Origin of the sequence: Pseudomonas sp. CFBP 8772 (assembly GCF_014841665.1) — a bacterium.
Classification (GTDB): Bacteria; Pseudomonadota; Gammaproteobacteria; order Pseudomonadales; family Pseudomonadaceae; genus Aquipseudomonas; species Aquipseudomonas graminis_B.
In genome coordinates, this window is record NZ_JACYUI010000004.1 from 350,319 (window position 1) to 369,015 (window position 18,697).

General features: G+C 62.5%; 15 protein-coding genes. 6 read left to right on the top strand and 9 right to left on the bottom strand.

From position 1 onward, the window contains the following. Positions 1-74: 74 nt before the first annotated feature. Positions 75-596 (top strand): ribosome biogenesis factor YjgA, encoded by a 522-nt coding sequence (gene yjgA, locus IFT99_RS11545; protein WP_065990105.1) that lies wholly within the window; start codon positions 75-77, stop codon positions 594-596. A gap of 49 nt (positions 597-645) precedes the next feature. Here the strand turns inward: yjgA and tldD are convergent, their stop codons facing one another. The 8 genes from tldD to mreB all read right to left on the bottom strand — a co-directional run bounded on the left by tldD (position 646) and on the right by mreB (position 12,698). Beyond that, positions 646-2,088 (bottom strand): metalloprotease TldD, encoded by a 1,443-nt coding sequence (gene tldD, locus IFT99_RS11550; protein ID WP_192132378.1) that lies wholly within the window; start codon positions 2,086-2,088, stop codon positions 646-648. Positions 2,089-2,090: 2 nt separating this feature from the next. Beyond that, a complete protein-coding gene (locus IFT99_RS11555; protein WP_192132380.1) occupies positions 2,091-2,942 on the bottom strand; it encodes a carbon-nitrogen hydrolase family protein in 852 nt (283 codons plus the stop codon). A 327-nt stretch (positions 2,943-3,269) separates the two neighbouring features. Beyond that, the gene (locus IFT99_RS11560; protein WP_192132382.1) at positions 3,270-7,085 is read right to left on the bottom strand and encodes a YhdP family protein; all 3,816 of its coding nucleotides are present in this window, start codon (positions 7,083-7,085) and stop codon (positions 3,270-3,272) included. Between the two features lie 190 nt (positions 7,086-7,275). After that, positions 7,276-8,733: a ribonuclease G gene (gene rng / locus IFT99_RS11565; protein ID WP_037012596.1), complete on the bottom strand. Its 1,458-nt coding sequence runs from the start codon at positions 8,731-8,733 to the stop codon at positions 7,276-7,278. Beyond that, positions 8,730-9,341: a Maf family protein gene (locus IFT99_RS11570; RefSeq protein ID WP_192132384.1), complete on the bottom strand. Its 612-nt coding sequence runs from the start codon at positions 9,339-9,341 to the stop codon at positions 8,730-8,732. Before IFT99_RS11570 ends, rng begins: the two co-directional genes overlap by 4 nt. Positions 9,342-9,792: 451 nt before the next feature. Beyond that, complete coding sequence (mreD, locus tag IFT99_RS11575) at positions 9,793-10,284, bottom strand: rod shape-determining protein MreD (protein WP_192132386.1); 492 nt, start codon at positions 10,282-10,284, stop codon at positions 9,793-9,795. Beyond that, positions 10,284-11,426 carry a rod shape-determining protein MreC gene (gene mreC, locus IFT99_RS11580; protein ID WP_197985961.1) on the bottom strand — a complete coding sequence of 381 codons (1,143 nt, stop codon included), beginning with the start codon at positions 11,424-11,426 and terminating at the stop codon, positions 10,284-10,286. The genes mreD and mreC overlap by 1 nt, the downstream gene beginning before the upstream one ends. A 234-nt stretch (positions 11,427-11,660) precedes the next feature. Continuing rightward, complete coding sequence (gene mreB / locus IFT99_RS11585; RefSeq protein WP_020292894.1) at positions 11,661-12,698, bottom strand: rod shape-determining protein MreB; 1,038 nt, start codon at positions 12,696-12,698, stop codon at positions 11,661-11,663. Positions 12,699-12,905: 207 nt separating this feature from the next. Between mreB and gatC the strand changes: the two genes are divergently transcribed. The 5 genes from gatC (at position 12,906) to IFT99_RS11610 (ending at position 17,663) form a co-directional block, all read left to right on the top strand. Further along, positions 12,906-13,193, top strand: coding sequence for an Asp-tRNA(Asn)/Glu-tRNA(Gln) amidotransferase subunit GatC (gene gatC / locus IFT99_RS11590; RefSeq protein ID WP_065990114.1), 288 nt, complete (start codon positions 12,906-12,908; stop codon positions 13,191-13,193). 15 nt (positions 13,194-13,208) lie between these two features. Continuing rightward, positions 13,209-14,660, top strand: coding sequence for an Asp-tRNA(Asn)/Glu-tRNA(Gln) amidotransferase subunit GatA (gatA, locus tag IFT99_RS11595; RefSeq protein WP_192132388.1), 1,452 nt, complete (start codon positions 13,209-13,211; stop codon positions 14,658-14,660). Positions 14,661-14,671: 11 nt separating this feature from the next. Continuing rightward, positions 14,672-16,117 (top strand): Asp-tRNA(Asn)/Glu-tRNA(Gln) amidotransferase subunit GatB, encoded by a 1,446-nt coding sequence (gene gatB, locus IFT99_RS11600; protein ID WP_065990118.1) that lies wholly within the window; start codon positions 14,672-14,674, stop codon positions 16,115-16,117. Positions 16,118-16,190: 73 nt separating this feature from the next. Beyond that, positions 16,191-16,565: a septal ring lytic transglycosylase RlpA family protein gene (locus tag IFT99_RS11605; protein ID WP_065990120.1), complete on the top strand. Its 375-nt coding sequence runs from the start codon at positions 16,191-16,193 to the stop codon at positions 16,563-16,565. 45 nt (positions 16,566-16,610) lie between these two features. Next, positions 16,611-17,663: a calcium/sodium antiporter gene (locus IFT99_RS11610; RefSeq protein WP_192132508.1), complete on the top strand. Its 1,053-nt coding sequence runs from the start codon at positions 16,611-16,613 to the stop codon at positions 17,661-17,663. A gap of 21 nt (positions 17,664-17,684) precedes the next feature. On the opposite strand, the gene IFT99_RS11615 is transcribed toward IFT99_RS11610, so the two are convergent. Continuing rightward, positions 17,685-18,626, bottom strand: coding sequence for an AEC family transporter (locus tag IFT99_RS11615; RefSeq protein WP_133776254.1), 942 nt, complete (start codon positions 18,624-18,626; stop codon positions 17,685-17,687). Between the last annotated feature and the right edge of the window lie 71 nt (positions 18,627-18,697).

The window sequence follows — 18,697 nt, forward strand, 5'->3', positions numbered from 1 at the left end:
TGATTTCAGCAGCCGGGCCGGACAACCGGGCCCTGACTGGTTATCATGGCGGCGTTTATTTGCGGACGGCCCCCATGGTTGATTCTTACGACGACTCCTTCGACGGAGAGAAAAGCAAAACCCAGGTCAAACGAGAGCTTCACGCTCTGGTGGAGCTGGGCGAACGCTTGACGACATTCAAGCCCGATGTGCTGGCCAAGCTGCCTCTGACCGACCCTCTGCGTCGGGCACTGGCCGATGCTCCCAAGCACACCGCGCACATTGCGCGCAAACGCCACATTCAATTCATCGGCAAGCTGATGCGCGATCAGGATCTGGATGAAATCCTGGTGCTGCTCGATCAGCTTGACGCCTCTACGCGCCAGTACAACGAGCGCTTTCACAATCTGGAACGCTGGCGTGATCGCCTGGTGACCGGTACCGACGACGTGCTTGAGCAGTTCGTCAGTGAGTACCCGGACGCCGACCGTCAGCAACTGCGCTCGCTGATCCGTCAGGCTCAGCATGAAGCTGCGCAGAACAAGGCCCCTACCGCGACCCGCAAAATTTTCAAATACATCCGCGAGCTAGACGAAAGCAAACGCGGACTGCGCTAAAAATGGCTGCGCCGTTTGAATCACTCAACCGGCGCAAGCCCCTCGATTATCAAGCCCCGCCTGTGCCGCCAACGGTGATCGCATCGATCTTCAGCGTTGGCTGACCGACGCCTACCGGAACCGATTGACCGTCCTTGCCGCAGGTGCCGACGCCGCTGTCCAGGGACAGATCGTTGCCGACCATCGACACACGGCTCATGCATTCCGGGCCGTTGCCAATCAGCGTCGCGCCTTTGACCGGCGCGGTGATTTTGCCGTCTTCGATCAGATAGGCCTCGCTGGTGGAGAACACGAACTTGCCGCTGGTGATGTCCACCTGCCCGCCGCCGAGGTTGGCGCAGTAGATGCCGCGCTTGACCGAGGCGATGATTTCCGCCGGATCGCTCTGGCCGCCCAGCATGTAGGTGTTGGTCATGCGCGGCATCGGCAGGTGTGCGTAGGACTCGCGACGGCCGTTGCCGGTGCGCGCGACGCCCATCAACCGTGCGTTGAGCTTGTCCTGCATGTAGCCCTTGAGCACGCCATTTTCGATCAGCGTGGTGCACTCGGTCGGGGTGCCCTCGTCATCGACGGTCAGGGAGCCACGGCGATCGGCCAGGGTGCCGTCATCGACGATGGTGCAGAGTTTCGACGCAACCATTTCGCCCATGCGGCCGCTGTAGGCCGAGCTGCCCTTGCGGTTGAAGTCGCCCTCAAGGCCGTGGCCGACGGCTTCGTGCAGCAATACGCCGGACCAGCCGGAGCCCAATACGACCGGCAAGGTGCCAGCCGGCGCCGGAATGGCTTCCAGATTGACCAGCGCCTGACGCAACGCTTCACGGGCATAGCCCATCGCACGGTCGTCGCTGAGGAAATAACGGTAATCGGTGCGTCCGCCGCCGCCGTGTCCGCCGCGCTCACGACGGCCGTTCTGCTCGACGATCACGCTGACGTTGAAACGCACCAGCGGACGTACGTCGGCGGCAAGACCGCCGTCAGTGGACGCCACAAGAATACGTTCCCAGACACCGGCCATGCTCACGGTGACTTGCTGAATACGCGGGTCCAGCGCACGGGTGGCGGCGTCGACGCGCTTGAGCAGTTCGACCTTCTCGGCGCGGGTCATGACTTCCAGAGGGTTGTCCGGCGCGTACAGCTGGGCGACGTCCTGGGTGGTGAACGCCTGAACACGGCCGTTCTGGCCCGCGCGGGAAATCGAGCGAGCGGCCCGGGCCGCCTGGGTCAGGGCTTCATGAGTAATGGCGTTGCTGTAGGCGAAGCCGGTTTTCTCGCCTGACTGCGCGCGTACGCCGACGCCCTGGTCCAGGTTGAAGCTGCCTTCTTTGACGATGCCGTCTTCCAGTGCCCAGGACTCGGAAATCTGCCCTTGAAAATACAGGTCGGCGGCGTCGATGCCTGGACCGGCCAGCTCGCCGAGCACCGATTGCAGGTTGTCTAAGCTCAGGCCGCCTGGTGCCAGAAGGTGTTCGCTGACAGAGGACAAGTGGCTCATATTCACTCCGGGGTATTGGCAGGTCGCACGGCGGCCTGCGAAAAAAATCGCCGGTGATTCGCTACCGGCATGCGCGCCCGTATGGACGCTTGTTCGACGCTGTCTCGTTCGGCCAGCAGCACGGCTTCACCCTGCGCCTGCTCGGCCAGCACGCGGCCCCATGGATCTATGATCGCCGCATGCCCAAATGTTTCTCTCGGCCCCGGATGAATGCCGCCTTGGGCCGCCGCCAGCACATAGCACTGGGTTTCGATGGCCCGGGCGCGCAGCAGAATGTCCCAGTGCGCCGCGCCGGTTACGGCGGTAAAGGCCGATGGCGCGGTGATCAATTCAGCCCCGGCTTCCCGCAGCGCGGTGTACAGCTCGGGAAAGCGCAGGTCGTAACACACCGAAAGCCCCAGCCGCCCGACCGGGGTGTCGGCCACCACCACGTTGTTGCCATGGGCGTAATCGTCGGATTCCCGGTAACGCCCTCGCGCATCGGCAACGTCGACATCGAACAAGTGCAGCTTGTCGTAACGCGCGACTTGCCGGCCCTGATCGTCAATCAGCAACGAACACGCCGTGACCTTGCCATCCGGCTGACCTTCCGGCGGCAGCGGCAATGTCCCGGCCACTATCCATAAGGTGAGGTCGCGGGCGGCAAGTTTCAACCATGGCAGGATCGGACCTTCGCCAAGGGCCTCGGCGCGGCCGATGGCAGCGATATCACGACGGCCCATGGCAGCGAAGTTTTCCGGAAGCACCGCCAGTTTGGCGCCCGATGCAGCGGCCTGTTCCAGCAGCCGGCGCGCCTGAGCCAGATTGCCGAGCACATCGCTCTGGCTGACCATCTGAATGACTGCGAAGGACATACACGCTCCCCGATCGATAGAACTGCACTCTACTCCAGGCGCCGACGATTGGGCTCGTCCGAAAGCCCCAATTCGACAGCCAACCTTAGTGGGACCGGCTTTAGCCGGGAAGGCGTCAGGTGTTACACCGCAGAGTTTGGCCAACGGAGACAGATTAATTTACGGTGAAGCGCTGTAAATAAATCAGTCCCCTCTCCCCTGAGTCCCCTCTCCCCTGGTCCCGGCTGAAGCCGGTCCTACAGACCGCGCGAAGTCTGTAGGACCGGCTTTAGCCGGGAAGGCGTCGGGCGTCACGCTGCATAGGTCTGCGTCGTGCCGAGGGAGTGATCACTGCGGTTTCTCGAACGGTTTGTCGAAGGTGATCTTCGGTTCTTTCCAGGGACCTTCGACCTTGTACTGCACGCTGGCGAAGCGCGATACGCGATCGCCCAGCAGCTTGTCGACGAGGAATAACGCGCCGCCAATCGCCGGTGCGCCCACGATCAACGCGGCAATCGGCAAATTATTGGTCACCGGCAGGGTCACCAGCAGCTTGGCGTTGACGCGGTCGCGGACCATGTCCAGCGTGCCGTCGAGTTCCAGATTGGTGGACGGGCCGGTCATGGTGATCGGGTCGCGGGTGACGTATACGCCATCGCTCGCCACCAGGAGCCCTTTGACCTTGTCGTAACTCAGGCCCTTGCCCAGCAGGTCGGAGAAGTCCAGACGCAGACGCCGGCCAATGGAATTGAAGTTGAGCAGGCCGAACACCCGCAACGCCTGCGCACCGCCCTCGACCTCAACGAACTGGCCGTTCTTGAGCGTCGCATCCAGGCTGCCGGAATAGCGCTTCAAACCCACCCAGGCGGGCGAGCCCGGCCAGCGACCGTCAGCGTTCAGCTCGAACTCCTGACTGGTGACCGTAGGCGCGAAACCCCAGGCCTTGAGCACATCTGCGAGATTCTTGCCGCTCACCTGGCCCTTGAACCAACTGCTGGTCGTCCCCGGTGTACCTTCCCAACCGCCATTACCCAGCAGCGCAATGCCTTTGAGGCCCAGATTCATGTCGGACATCTGGATACCGTTCGGCGTCGGGCGGATCTTGAGCGACCACGCCCCCATCAATTGATCGCCCTGAAACAGCTGAGTGATCTTGATGTTCAGCGCGGGAATATTGCGCGGGTCCACGTCCGCCAACGGGTCAGGCGCGTTTTCAACGACTGCCGCGTTGGGGTCCGGTGCAGGCAAGCGTACATACAGCAGACTGATGTCGATCGGCGCGGCTTTGCTGTCCGGCAACGTCGCAGTGCCTTTTACCTTCGAGCTGTCCAGCGACAGCGCCCATGCGGCACTGCTGCGCTGGAGCTGAACGCCCACCTGCTCCAGCGTCGTGCCCATCGCGGTCAGCTTGCCGATCTGCAAATCGACGCTGTTGAGTAATTGCTTGGCGCTACCCCCCGGGTCATTGCCGGCATACCGCTCAGCCATGGCTTGCCAGGGCGCGATGTCCAGTTCCGACAACGAACCGCGAACGCGCAATCCCTTGGCGTCCGGCACGATCGCCCCGCCTTCGCCGAGGAAGAGTTCGCCACGGCCGTCGCCGAATTTGCCCGGCGGCGACGCAAACGCGAGATTGGCGATATTGCCGTAGCCGACGTCGATGCGCCGCTCCGGGCCTTGCAGGTTCATGCGCAAATCGGTGTCGCGCGCATCATCTGCGGTTTTGCCGAAGGGCGGCGGCAAATCGACCGCCAACCCTTTCAGATTCGAGTTGATCTGCAGCTGACTGGCGTTGCCGCTCAATGTCAGTTGCAACTGGTAGGGCAGATCGCCTGAGATCGGCAACGGCTGCGTCACGCCCAGCCAATCGGTCAGGCGCTTGCTGGCGATCTGGCTGCTGGCGGTAATACGGGTCACCGGTGCTCCCGGTTTGCCTTCGGCGAAAATCTCGGCGTTCACCGGCTTGTCGAAGGCGACGGCCTTGATGTTCTTGCCGCTCAGGCCCTTGGTGTAGTCGAAACGGAAATCGCCGCGCAGTTGCGTCAGCTCCAGCACCGGATCGGCGAGCTTGAGACGCGAATTGTCGGTACTGAAATCGACGACGACTTTGGGCTCTTGGCCCTTCACCAGCGGTATATCCAGGTTGATATGCCCCTGCAGCGGCCCTTCTGCCTGCCAGCCCGCAAAGGTCTGCCCGGTGCCGATTGGCGCTTCCTGGAGAATCTTCATGCCGTCCTGGAGGCTGCCTTTCAGATCCCCGTCCACCAGCAGATGGCTGGACTGGCCCGCCGGAACATGCGGAATGTCCACCGCGACATTGCTGACCTGGGTGTTCAGCAACTGCCCCTTGTTGGCCCGAATGCGCACGCCACTGTTTTCGACGAAGACGTCACCGTCAACATTGTTCAGCTGCGGCCATCCCGGCTGGAACGCCAGGCTCGCGTTGCGCACCTTGAAAAACAGGCTGATAACCCGCGCCACGTCAGGCGCATCTTTGCTGATCGAGCCCTGATACTGGAAGAAACCCTGATCGACGTTGCCACCCAGAATCGCGGTGCGCAGCCACTGATCAAGGGACGGGCTGAGCACGGCAGGCAGGTATTTGGAGGTGTAGCGCCCGTCGCCGTCGATCAGCCCGACGCGCAGGTCCATGTAGTCTTCCTGGCTGTGATCGAAGTGCAGGCGAATCAGGAAGTCGCTGGCAATATTGCCCTCCTCCCCCTGAACCTTGATGTACGGCGCAATCAGCGTGAAGCCCTGATCGTCCAGCGACCAGGTCAGCTTTGCATTGGCGTGACGGTACTTCCATTCGTTACGGAAAATCGGGTCTAGGTGCAGCATGAAATCATCGGTGTCGAGGCGCAGTTCGCCCTGACCCAGATCACCGCTGATCGCGCCGCTGACGTTCCCCGCCGCCGGCGCGCCGTGGTAGGCGTCGAAACCGACCTTGTCCAGATTGGCGGCGAAGCTCACTCGTTTTGGCGGCTCGGCCTGCGGTCGGTAATCAACCAGCACGTTGCGCAGGCCCCCGGTGACTTTCAGGCGGTCGACCGCCACCATCACCTTGTCAGGCAACGGCGCCAGTGAGTCGAGCAGCGGCGTGATCGGCGTCAGATCAAGCCGGTCGGCCTGCACGTGCCACAGCTCTTCGGCATCGGCCGTCGCAGCAGTCTGCTGCAGATCAACGCGGCTTTCCCAGCGCTTGCTGTTCAGGTCCATCGCCAGCGAGTCGAGCGTCGCGCTGAAGCCTTTTTCGTCGCGCACAAACCAGGCGTTAAGGGCCAGATTGTCAATGCGTGCAGGCTTGCGGTCGGCGTACGAGCCTTTGAACTGCGGCGCATTCAAGCGGGCGACGGCGCTTTGCAGATTGCCCTTGCCCCAGTTCAGCCACAACTCGCCGCCGGCCTTGAGCTTCTGAATTTTCCAGTCGCGGGTCAGGCTCTTCGGCAACCACTGCGACCACTCGCTTTGCGGCAAGCTCAGGTAGGCCTGGGCCTCGCCGTCGCGCCATTCATGGGCGCGCACCGTGGAGCGCACGTTCAACGACAATGGCTGGCCGTCGGGCAGGTTCAGGCGCGCGTCGAGGCGCTGATGCAGACTGCCGGTCTTCAGCGTCAGGCTCACATAGGTCAGCGTCAGGGGCGAATGATCATAGGGCTGCAAGGTGATCTGGCTGTCGAATAGCGACAGGTGCGAGACCATCTGCATCTGATTGAGGATTTGCTCGGGATCGGTCACCTGATCGGGCTGTACGGGCAGGCCCTGCAGTGCCCAGTGGCCGTTCTGGTCTTCTTTCAGACCAATCTGCAGGCCGTCCAGCTCAAGGCGTTCGAGACGCACTTCGCGGGTACGCAGGCTGGCGAGCAGGTCGGGCATGGCGCGCACGTGATCGAGCCGAACGGCGTTGCCGCCCTCGCCGATCATCACATCACGCGCAACAAAGATGGGGGCGAAGCCGCTCCAGCTGCCTTCCAGCCGACCGATGCTCACCGGCATGCCCAGCGCCGCCTGCGCCTTGGCTTCCACGTCGGCGCGGTATTCGGCCACCATCGGCACCAACTGACGGCCGACGCTCACGTACAGCGCGACCAGCACCACGAAAAGGGCGCACAGACTCAGCCCCCAACGGGTCAGCACAGCCAGAAACCGCGTCAGACGTTCCATGTCGCTGCGCCTCCGCAAAAACCGCCTGCACATGGCGTCAGGCCCAATCGTGCAGGTGCGGGTACGTCCAGGTTGTGCTCAATCGCCACGCGTTGTTCTCTTTGGACGGCATCCGTTCCGTCTGCCTCAAGGGCACTGTTTTCTGTTTTCAACTGCACCGCCACTGGGCAGCGCGGCGCATCACGCACTTTCAGAGCAGCACGACGTCATATTGTTCCTGGGAGTACATGGTCTCGACCTGGAAGCGAATGGTCCTGCCAATGAACACTTCCAGCTCGGCCACGTTGCCGGATTCTTCGTCGAGCAGCCGGTCGACCACTTTCTGATTGGCCAGCACGCGGTAGCCCACCGCCTGATAAGCCCGGGCTTCGCGCAAAATCTCGCGGAATATCTCGTAGCAGATGGTTTCCGGAGTCTTCAGCTTGCCACGGCCCTGGCAACTGCTGCACGGCTCGCAGAGCACTTGCTCCAGGCTTTCCCGGGTGCGCTTGCGGGTCATCTGCACCAGCCCCAGCTCGGTGATGCCGATGATGTTGGTTTTGGCGTGATCGCGCTCGAGCTGTTTTTCCAGGGTCCGCAGCACCTGGCGCTGATGCTCGGCGTCTTCCATGTCGATGAAATCAATGATGATGATGCCGCCGATGTTGCGCAGCCGCAGCTGTCGGGCAATGGCGGTCGCCGCTTCAAGATTGGTCTTGAAGATGGTCTCTTCGAGGTTGCGATGACCGACAAACGCACCGGTGTTCACGTCGATGGTGGTCATGGCTTCGGCGGGATCGATGACCAGATAGCCGCCGGACTTGAGCGGCACCTTGCGGTCCAGCGCCCGCTGAATTTCATCCTCGACGCCATACAGGTCGAAAATCGGCCGCTCGCCGGGGTAATGCTCAAGGCGATCGGCAATTTCCGGCATCAGCTCAGCGACAAACTGGGTGGTCTTCTGGAAGGTCTCGCGGGAGTCGATGCGAATCTTCTCGGTGCGCGGGCTGACCAGGTCGCGCAACGTGCGCAGCGCCAGGCCCAGGTCTTCGTAGATCACGCTGGCCGGGCTGATGGTTTTGATCTGCTCGCCAATCTGGTCCCACAGCCTGCGCAGGTAGCGGATGTCCATCATGATCTCGTCGGCGCCCGCACCTTCGGCCGCCGTGCGCAGGATGAAACCGCCCTTCTCCTTGATCCCTTCCTTGGCGACGCAATCGCTGACCACTTGTTTCAGGCGCTCGCGCTCGGCTTCGTCCTCGATTTTCAGGGAAATGCCGACGTGGGCGGTGCGCGGCATGTACACGAGGTAGCGCGACGGGATCGACAGTTGCGTCGTCAACCGCGCGCCTTTGCTGCCGATCGGGTCCTTGGTGACCTGAACCACCAGGCTCTGTCCGTCGTGGACCAGCGAACTGATGGTCTCCACGGCCGGGCCTTCGCGCATGGAGATTTCAGATGCGTGAATGAACGCCGCGCGGTCAAGCCCGATGTCGATGAACGCCGCCTGCATGCCAGGCAGCACGCGCACGACTTTGCCCTTGTAGATATTGCCCACGATCCCGCGACGCTGGGTGCGTTCAACGTGCACCTCTTGCAACACCCCGTTCTCAACGACGGCCACGCGCGATTCCATCGGCGTGATGTTGATCAGAATCTCTTCACTCATGACTTGTCACCTTCCGGGCGTTGCCAACAGGGTATGCCGAAACGCTGGAGGATTTCTGCGGTTTCGCACAAGGGCAAGCCGACCACGGCGGAATAACTGCCACTGAGGTTTTCCACGAACACCGCGCCCAGCCCCTGGATACCGTAGCCGCCGGCCTTGTCGCAGGGCTCGCCGCTGGCCCAGTAGCGGCGGGCCTCGTCTTCCGGGATCGCGCGGAAGCGGACACGGCTGGTAACGGTTCGGGTTTCGCAGCGTTCTTCGTGCACCACGGCAATGGCGGTCAGGACTTCGTGTTCCCGGTTCGACAGTGCGGCAAGCATCGCCAGCGCCTCGGCTTCGTCCGCCGGTTTGCCCAGGATGCGGCCGTCGAGGACCACGGCGGTGTCGGCGCCCAGTACGCAGGCGGTCGGGTAGGCGGGATCGTTGGCGAGCTGCAGCAGTCCGGCGTCCGCCTTGCCACGGGCCAGCCGCAGGACGTACGCGGCAGGGGTTTCGTTGGCCAGAGGGGTTTCGTCGATGTCGGCGCTGAGGGTCGTGAACGGCACGCCGATCTGGGTGAGCAGCTCACGACGGCGCGGGGAGCCGGAGGCAAGAAGAAGGTGGGGCATGGGACGTCTCCGTGTCGTTGATCACAAGCGTAGCCTTGGTGCACACCGCTGAAGGGAGGGTGCTCGCGCCGGCCTCTTCCCTTGTAGGACCGGCTTCAGCCGGGAAAGCGCCGGGTGTAACGCCGCAACATTCATCTGCCGGGGACAGATTAATTTACGGTGAAGCGCTTTAAATAAATCAGTCCCCTTTCCGTTCCCCCTTTCCGTTCCTTCATCCTGTAGGACCGGCTTTAGCCGGGAAAGCGCCGGGGTCACACCGCAGAACTGATGGCGCCAATACCGGCCTCTTCCCGGCTGAAGCCGGTCCTACTGATACACCGCGTTCAAACTGTAGGACCGGCTTTAGCCGGGAAAGCGTCGGGTGTCACGCCGCAGAATTGGGGTGCTCACACTGGCCTCTTCCCGGCTGAAGCCGGTCCTACAAAAACTGGCAGATGCCGTTCCCAATTACTTAGTTGATCTTCATACGCAGGCGTAACCCCCGCAGTCCGTAGCTGACCCATGGCCAGAGCAATGCGCTGACCAGTGCCGGCAAGACCAGCGCCAGGGTCGGCTGACGGTTGCCGGTCAGGGCGCTGAGCCACAGCTGCACCAGCTGCGCGAGGCCGAAAATCACCAGGATCACCAGGCACTGCTGCCACATCGGGAACATGCGCAAGCGCTGCTGCAGCGACAGCACGAGAAAGGTAATCAACGTGAGGATCAACGCGTTCTGCCCCAGCAACGTGCCGTACAGCACATCCTCGGCCAGCCCCAGCATCCACGCCGTGACCATGCCGATCTTGTGCGGCAACGCCAATGCCCAGAAGGCCAGCAGCAAGGCCAGCCACAGCGGGCGAAATATTTCCATGAACTGCGGCAGCGGCGAAACGCTGAGCAGCAGGCCGATGGCGAAGGTCAGCCAGACCACCCAGCCGTTTCGTGCGGGAGCGTGACGCGCCATTATTCTTCCCTCTCGCGTGGAGCGGCCGGGGTCGCAGCAGGCGTCGCCGGTCGGGTGGCGGCAGGTTTCGCCGCAGGTTTGGCGGGCGGCTTGCTGGTCGCGGGCTTGGCAGGCGTGGTCGCCGCCGGTGCAGTGGTCGCCGGAGCAGACGCGCTGTTGGCATTGGCCGGCGTCGACGAAGCACTGTGTCCGGCAGGCTTGGGCACGGTGGCCGGAACGACCGCCTTGTTCGGCGTGGCAGCAGGGGCGGCACCCGGCACAGTGGCCGAGGGCACCGCCGCCGGGTCGGCCGTCTGACGATCAAGGGATTCCTGCTGCTGCGCGGCGTCGGCAGCGCGCTCTTCAGGGGAACGGCCGTCCGAGAACACCAGCAACAGATAACGGCTGCGATTCAGTGCGGCGGTGGGCACCGCCCGGACAATGGCGAAAGGCTGGCCGGAGTCGTGGATCACCTCTTTGACCGTCGCCACCGGATAACCCGCCGGGAAGCGCTGACCGAGGCCGGAACTCACCAGCAGGTCGCCTTCCTTGATGTCGGCGGTGTCCGCCACATGGCGCAGCTCAAGACGTTCAGGATTGCCGGTGCCGCTGGCAATCGCGCGCAGGCCGTTACGGTTCACCTGCACCGGGATGCTGTGGGTGGTGTCGGTCAGCAGCAGTACACGGGACGTGTAGGGCATCAACTCGACCACCTGCCCCATCAGGCCGCGCGCATCAAGCACTGGCTGGCCGAGGACTACGCCGTCGCGCTCACCCTTGTTGATGATGATCCGGTGGGTGAACGGGTTGGGGTCCATGCCGATCAGCTCGGCGACTTCGACTTTCTCGTTGACCAGCGCCGACGAATTCAGCAACTCGCGCAGGCGCACGTTCTGCTCGGTCAGCGCCGCCAGCTTTTGCAGGCGGCCCTGCAGCAGCAGGTTCTCGGTCTTGAGTTTTTCGTTTTCGGCGGCGAGCTCGGTGCGGCTGCCAAACTGGCTGGCAACGCCCTGGTACAGACGCTCGGGCAGATCGGCAATCCAGTAAGACTGCATCAGCACCAGTGACATCTGACTGCGGACAGGTTTGAGCAGGGTGAAACGCGCGTCCACGACCATGATGGCCACAGACAGCACGACCAGCACCAGAAGACGGACGCCCAGAGACGGACCCTTGGAAAAAAGCGGTTTAATGGGCCGCTCCTTCCAGAGATGCGCGCAGAGGTGCGTGAGTGTGGCTGTGCTTATTCATGCGACATGAAACCGGCCTGATGCGGATTGATGGAAATGCAGGGCGTCAGACTTGCAACATCGCTGCGCGACGTCAACAGGTCGGACACGAACAGGCAGCACGGTGAGGTGCTGCCCGTTAAGCGCAACATGCTGCGTACCGGCGACTTATTCGCTGGAGAGCAGGTCCATGGTGTGCTTGTCCATCATTTCCAGCGCACGACCACCGCCACGCGCAACGCAGGTCAGCGGGTCTTCGGCCACGATCACCGGCAGACCGGTTTCCTGGGCCAGCAGCTTGTCGAGGTCACGCAGCAACGCGCCACCACCGGTCAGCACCAGACCGCGCTCGGCGATGTCCGAAGCCAGCTCTGGCGGAGACTGTTCCAGAGCGCTCTTCACGGCCTGAACGATGGTTGCCAGGGATTCCTGCAACGCTTCCAGCACTTCGTTGGAGTTCAGGGTGAAGGCACGTGGCACGCCTTCAGCCAGGTTGCGACCGCGTACGTCGACTTCACGCACTTCGCCGCCCGGGTAGGCCGTGCCGATTTCCTGCTTGATGCGCTCGGCGGTGGATTCGCCGATCAGGCTGCCGTAGTTGCGACGCACGTAAGTGATGATCGCTTCGTCGAAACGGTCGCCACCCACACGGACGGACTCGGCATACACCACGCCGTTCAGGGAGATCAGCGCAATTTCGGTGGTGCCGCCACCGATGTCGACAACCATCGAGCCGCGGGCCTCTTCAACCGGCAGGCCGGCACCGATGGCCGCCGCCATTGGCTCTTCGATCAGGAATACTTCACGTGCACCGGCGCCCAGAGCGGATTCGCGGATGGCGCGACGCTCGACCTGGGTGGATTTGCAAGGAACGCAGATCAGCACACGAGGGCTTGGCTGCAGGAAGCTGTTCTCGTGAACCTTGTTGATGAAGTACTGAAGCATTTTTTCGCAGACGCTGAAGTCGGCGATGACGCCGTCTTTCATCGGGCGAATGGCGGCAATGTTGCCCGGGGTACGGCCCAGCATCCGCTTGGCTTCCATCCCGACAGCAACAACGCTCTTCTGATTTCCGTGGGTCCGAATGGCCACAACTGATGGTTCATTCAGCACAATGCCGCGCTCACGCACGTAAATAAGGGTGTTGGCAGTGCCCAGGTCGATGGAAAGATCGCTGGAAAACATGCCACGCAGTTTCTTGAACATGGGGAAAGGACCCTAGGCAACGCGTGGGTAAAAAAGTGCGGCAAACTCTAACAACGACAGGGATTTTGGGCAAGGAGCCAATATGTTAAATTGGCTGTTTTTCCGAGCACTACCCTGGAAGATCGCGGCCTTATGACCGTTTAAAGGGCGTAGTGTTCCGCAATCTGACGTACGGCTCACCCCGTGCGCATTCCACTGGAGAACCCCATGGCGCTTGATCGCTCCGACGTGGAAAAAATCGCTCATCTGGCCCGACTGGGCCTCAATGACGCCGATATCCCGCGTACTACTGAAGCACTTAACAGCATTCTCGGGCTGATTGACCAGATGCAGGCGGTCGATACCACCGGCATCGAGCCCCTCGCGCACCCCCTTGAAGCCTCGCAACGCCTGCGTGTAGACGCCGTTACCGAGATCAATCATCGCGATACCTATCAAGCCATCGCACCAGCGGTCCAAGACGGCCTTTATCTGGTTCCGAAAGTCCTCGACTAAGGGAATGTGCCTGCAATGCATCAAATGACTCTGGCAGAGATCGCTCGCGGACTCGCCGATAAAAAGTTTTCTTCCGAAGAATTGACCCGCACTCTGCTGGCGCGCATCGCCCAGCTGGATCCGCAGCTCAACAGCTTCATTACCGTCACCGAAGACCTGGCGATCACCCAGGCTCAGGCTGCCGATGCCCGTCGCGCGGCAGGTGAAACCGGCGCGCTGCTGGGGGCTCCCCTGGCGCACAAGGACCTCTTCTGCACCAAGGGCATTCGCACCAGCTGCGCGTCGAAGATGCTCGACAACTTCAAGGCGCCCTACGACGCCACCGTGGTTGCCAGGCTCGCCGCCGCCGGCACCGTGACCCTGGGCAAGACCAACATGGACGAATTCGCCATGGGGTCGGCTAACGAATCCAGCCACTACGGCGCGGTGAAAAACCCGTGGAATCTGGATCACGTCCCGGGCGGCTCCTCTGGCGGTTCGGCAGCCGCAGTTGCCGCGCGTCTGCTGCCAGGCGCCACCGGCACCGACACCGGCGGCTCCATTCGCCAGCCTGCTGCACTGACCAACCTGACCGGCCTGAAGCCGACTTACGGTCGCGTGTCGCGCTGGGGCATGATCGCCTACGCTTCCAGTCTCGATCAGGCCGGCCCGATGGCGCGCACCGCTGAAGACTGCGCGCTGCTGCTGCAAGGCATGGCCGGCTTCGACGTCAACGACTCCACCAGCATCGACGAGCCCGTCCCGGATTACAGCGCAGGCCTGAATGCCTCGCTGCAAGGCCTGCGCATTGGCGTGCCGAAGGAGTACTTCAGCGCAGGTCTCGACCCGCGCATCGCCGATCTGGTCATGGCCAGCGTCGAAGCGCTGAACAAGCTCGGCGCAGTGGTCAAGGAAATCAGCCTGCCGAACCTGCAACACGCGATTCCGGCTTACTACGTAATCGCGCCGGCCGAGGCCTCTTCCAACCTGTCGCGTTTCGACGGCGTACGCTTCGGCTATCGCTGCGAAGACCCGAAAGACCTCACCGATCTGTACAAGCGCTCCCGTGGCGAAGGCTTCGGCCCTGAAGTGCAGCGCCGGATCATGGTCGGTGCCTACGCGCTGTCGGCCGGTTACTACGACGCTTACTACCTGCAGGCGCAGAAGATTCGCCGCCTGATCAAGAACGACTTCATGAACGCGTTTGCCGAAGTCGACGTGATCCTCGGCCCGACCACGCCGAACCCGGCCTGGAAAATCGGCGCCAAGAATGCCGACCCGATCGCTGAGTACCTGGAAGACTTCTACACCATCACCGCCAACCTCGCGGGCCTGCCCGGCCTGTCGATGCCTGCCGGTTTCGCCGACGGCCTGCCGGTGGGCGTGCAATTGCTGGCGCCGTATTTCCAGGAAGGCCGCTTGCTGAACGTTGCCCATCAATATCAGCAAGTAACCGATTGGCACACCCGCTCGCCAGCTGGCTTCTAAGGAGAAAACACATGCAATGGGAAGTCGTCATCGGGCTGGAGATTCACACCCAGCTCACCACCCAATCGAAGATTTTCTCCGGTAGCGCCACCACGTTCGGGTCCGAGCCGAACACGCAGGCCAGCCTCGTCGATCTGGGCATGCCCGGCACGTTGCCGGTGCTGAACAAGGAAGCCGTGCAGATGGCGGTCAAGTTCGGCCTGGCCATCGACGCCGAGATCGGTCAGCACAACGTGTTCGCCCGCAAGAACTACTTCTACCCGGACCTGCCGAAGGGCTATCAGATCAGCCAGATGGAATTGCCGATCGTTGGTAAAGGCCATCTGGATATCACCCTGGAAGACGGCACCATCAAGCGCATCGGCGTGACCCGCGCCCACCTTGAAGAAGATGCCGGCAAGAGCCTGCACGAAGACTACAGCGGCATGACCGGCATCGACCTGAACCGCGCCGGTACGCCGTTGCTGGAGATCGTTTCCGAGCCGGACATGCGTTCGGCCAAAGAAGCGGTTGCCTACGTCAAGGCGATGCACGCGCTGGTTCGCTACCTTGGCATCTGCGACGGCAACATGGCCGAAGGCTCGCTACGCTGCGACTGCAACGTATCGATTCGACCAAAAGGCCAGGTTGAGTACGGGACGCGCTGCGAGATCAAGAACGTCAACTCGTTCCGCTTCATCGAGAAGGCGATCAACAGCGAGATCCAGCGCCAGATCGACCTGATCGAAGACGGCGGCAAGGTCATTCAGCAGACCCGCCTGTACGACCCGAACACCAACGAAACCCGCGCCATGCGCAGCAAAGAGGAAGCCAACGACTACCGTTACTTCCCCGATCCCGACCTGTTGCCGGTGATCATCGAAGACGCGTTCCTGGAGCAGACCCGCGCGACCCTGCCGGAACTGCCGCCGCAGAAACGCGAGCGTTTCCAGTCGCAGTTCGGCTTGTCGCTGTACGACGCCAGCGTGTTGGCTTCGAGCCGCGAACAGGCAGACTTCTTCGAGAAGGTGGTGAGCATTTCCGGAGACGCAAAGCTTGCGGCCAACTGGGTGATGGTCGAGTTGGGTTCGTTGCTGAACAAGCAAGGCGTCGAGATCGACGAGTCGCCGGTCAGCGCTGAACAGTTGGGCGGCATGCTGCTGCGAATCAAGGACAACACCATTTCCGGCAAGATCGCCAAGATGGTGTTTGAAGGCATGGCTAATGGCGAAGGCAGCGCCGACGAGATCATCGATCAGCGCGGCCTGAAGCAAGTCACCGACAGCGGCGCCATCGAGTCGATGCTGGACGACGTCCTGGCTGCCAACGCCGAACAGGTCGAGCAATACCGCGCGGCCGATGAGGCCAAACGCGGCAAGATGTTCGGCTTCTTCGTCGGGCAAGCGATGAAGGCATCCAAAGGCAAGGCCAACCCGGGCCAGGTCAACGAACTGCTGAAGCGCAAGCTGGAAGGCTGAGTGCGTTCACGCTAGCGGTTGTTCCCGCGCCTGGCGCGGGAACGATCAACACTTTCTGTAGAGACCCTGCCCCATGCGGCGAATCCTCGGCGCTTGCGCCCTGCTCTCTCTGCTGGCCGGCTGCGCCAGTGACGGCATCATCGACCCGCACGGCTACAACGCCACCGGCGGCGCCTCGTATTACGGCTCGCAACATCAAGGTCAGCGCACCGCCAGCGGTGAACGCTTCGACGCCAATTCACTGACCGCCGCGCACCGGCAATTGCCGTTCGGCACGCGCGTGCAAGTCACCAATCTGGACAACGACCGCAGGGTCATCGTCCGCATCAACGACCGCGGCCCGCACACCCGGGGGCGGCTGATCGATGTGTCACGTGCAGCCGCCGCGCAATTGGGTATGCTGCGCAGCGGAACCGCCCAAGTGCGGGTACAAGCCCTCGACGACTGACTGGTGCCCTGAATTCTTGCCCTAACGAATCTGCCCCTGCCCACGCTGATCGAGCTGGCCTGCGGCCTGCTGTTGATGATCATCGGCGCACAACTGTCGGTGCGCGCCGCTGTGGCCCTGGCCGCCCTGCTCAAAACCCGCCCGCTGTTCCTCGGCCTGACCGTCGTGGCGCTGGGCAGCAGTGCCCCGCAACTCGCGGTCGGGCTGCAAGCGGCGTTCACTGACAGCACCGACATTGCGGTCGGCAGCGTCATTGGCAGCAATATTTTCAACGTGCTGGTCACGCTCGGGCTGTCCGCCCTGATCATCCCGCTGCGCGTGGCCCGACAACTGGTGCGCGTCGATTTGCCATTGATGATTGCGGCCACCGCCCTGGTCGCAGCGCTGGCGTGGAATGGCGAGCTGAGCGCGCTGGATGGCGTCGTGCTGTTGATGGGCATGGCGGCGTATCTGTTCGTCGTGGTCCGTCAGTTCGCTCACGGCGCGCGGCATGTGGCGAGAACGGACCTTGAGCCGCGGCGGCGGATCTGGCCATTACTCGGCCGACTGGCGCTGATGGCCTGCGGCCTGGCGCTGCTGACGTTCGGCAGTCACCTTCTCGTCGGCGCGGCGGTTTCGGTAGCCCTGGATCTGGGCCTGTCGGAGCGGGTCATCGGCCTGACCGTGATTGCGGTTGCGACCTCGCTGCCGGCGTTGATGACCTCGCTGGTCGCGGCATTGCGCGGCGAGCGGGATATCGCGGTGGGCAACATCATCGGCAGCAACCTGTTCAACCTGCTGGGCGTGCTCGGCATCACGGCGTTGATCTCCACCGGGCCGTTGTCGATCTCGCCCAATGCGCTGGATTTTGATTTGCCGGTGATGCTGGGCGTCGCGGCGCTGTGCGTCCCGCTGTTCTATTCGGGGTATCGGATCACCCGGCTGGAGGGGCTGTTGTTGCTCGGGCTTTACGCGGTGTACGGGCTGCACATCGTGTCGTTTACCACGGGCATGCCCCTGGCCGAGCGGCTGGAGCGTTTGATGATTCACTACGCGCTGCCGGTGATTGCGCTGTGTATCGTCGTGGGAACGGTGCGGGCGTGGCGGCGTCAGCATTGATGGGCAACAGGCCTACTAAGACTAAATCCACCCGCCCCACTGCAGAATGAATATCCCGACGTTGGTCGTGACCGCTGCTGCCAGGGTGGTCATGACGATGATCGACGCGGCCAGCTCGTGGTTGCCGTTGGCCGCGCGGACCATGACGAAACTGGCGGATGCCGTCGGGGCGCCGAAGTACAGAAACAGAATCCCCAGTTCCGCATGTCGAAAGCCCAGCAGCCACGCGCCCAGCGTGCAGATCAGCGGCAGCCAGACCATCTTCATCAGGCTCGCGCTGATCGCCAAGGTGCCGCTCTCTCGCAACGACTTCAAAGACAGCGTGCCACCGATGCACATCAGCGCCAGCGGCAGGGTCATCTGCGCCAGGTAGCTGCCGGAGGTATCGAGCCATTTGGGGAGCGGGATCTGGAAGTAGGCGAACGGCGCCGCGACGACAATGCTGATGATCAGCGGATTGGCCATGACGCTTTTGGTGATGCTCCACGGGTCGGACTTGATCACCGGGCTGTAGACCGCCAGCACGACGGTGGACAGGGTGTTGTAGAAAAGAATGACCAGCGCCGCGAGGATCGCACCGAGGGAAATGCCGTAGTCGCCATACATGCTCGCGGCCAGGGCGAGGCCGATCACGCCGTTGTTGCCGCGAAACGCCCCTTGGGTGTAAGTCCCACGCTCGGCGAACGGCACGCGGTAAATGGCCCACCCCCACGACAACGCGAAACCCGCCAGCGTGGCGACGATGAAGTAGATCAGCACGCCCGGCTGAAACGCCGCGTGGAGGTCAGCGTGAATGATCCCCAGAAACAGCAGCGCCGGCATGGTGCAGTTGAACACCAGCGACGAGGCGGTGTGGATAAAGCTGTCGTTGATCCAGCCCACGCGCTTGAGCAACACGCCGAGAAACAGCATCGCGAAGACCGGCGCGGTGATGTTCAGGGTTTCCAGAAAGATTGCCAGCATGCACGCCAACCCTGAGCCGTCGTTAGGTGCCTAATGATAGGCCAGCGGCGCGGGAAGTGTTACCGGCAATT

What these genes read in the sequence shown, in the direction of transcription:
- yjgA (WP_065990105.1), top strand. Translation starts at nt 75, where the DNA reads ATGGTTGATTCTTACGACGACTCCTTCGACGGAGAGAAAAGCAAAACC.
- tldD (WP_192132378.1), bottom strand. Translation starts at nt 2,088, where the DNA reads ATGAGCCACTTGTCCTCTGTCAGCGAACACCTTCTGGCACCAGGCGGC.
- IFT99_RS11555 (WP_192132380.1), bottom strand. Translation starts at nt 2,942, where the DNA reads ATGTCCTTCGCAGTCATTCAGATGGTCAGCCAGAGCGATGTGCTCGGC.
- IFT99_RS11560 (WP_192132382.1), bottom strand. Translation starts at nt 7,085, where the DNA reads ATGGAACGTCTGACGCGGTTTCTGGCTGTGCTGACCCGTTGGGGGCTG.
- rng (WP_037012596.1), bottom strand. Translation starts at nt 8,733, where the DNA reads ATGAGTGAAGAGATTCTGATCAACATCACGCCGATGGAATCGCGCGTG.
- IFT99_RS11570 (WP_192132384.1), bottom strand. Translation starts at nt 9,341, where the DNA reads ATGCCCCACCTTCTTCTTGCCTCCGGCTCCCCGCGCCGTCGTGAGCTG.
- mreD (WP_192132386.1), bottom strand. Translation starts at nt 10,284, where the DNA reads ATGGCGCGTCACGCTCCCGCACGAAACGGCTGGGTGGTCTGGCTGACC.
- mreB (WP_020292894.1), bottom strand. Translation starts at nt 12,698, where the DNA reads ATGTTCAAGAAACTGCGTGGCATGTTTTCCAGCGATCTTTCCATCGAC.
- gatC (WP_065990114.1), top strand. Translation starts at nt 12,906, where the DNA reads ATGGCGCTTGATCGCTCCGACGTGGAAAAAATCGCTCATCTGGCCCGA.
- gatA (WP_192132388.1), top strand. Translation starts at nt 13,209, where the DNA reads ATGCATCAAATGACTCTGGCAGAGATCGCTCGCGGACTCGCCGATAAA.
- gatB (WP_065990118.1), top strand. Translation starts at nt 14,672, where the DNA reads ATGCAATGGGAAGTCGTCATCGGGCTGGAGATTCACACCCAGCTCACC.
- IFT99_RS11605 (WP_065990120.1), top strand. Translation starts at nt 16,191, where the DNA reads ATGCGGCGAATCCTCGGCGCTTGCGCCCTGCTCTCTCTGCTGGCCGGC.
- IFT99_RS11615 (WP_133776254.1), bottom strand. Translation starts at nt 18,626, where the DNA reads ATGCTGGCAATCTTTCTGGAAACCCTGAACATCACCGCGCCGGTCTTC.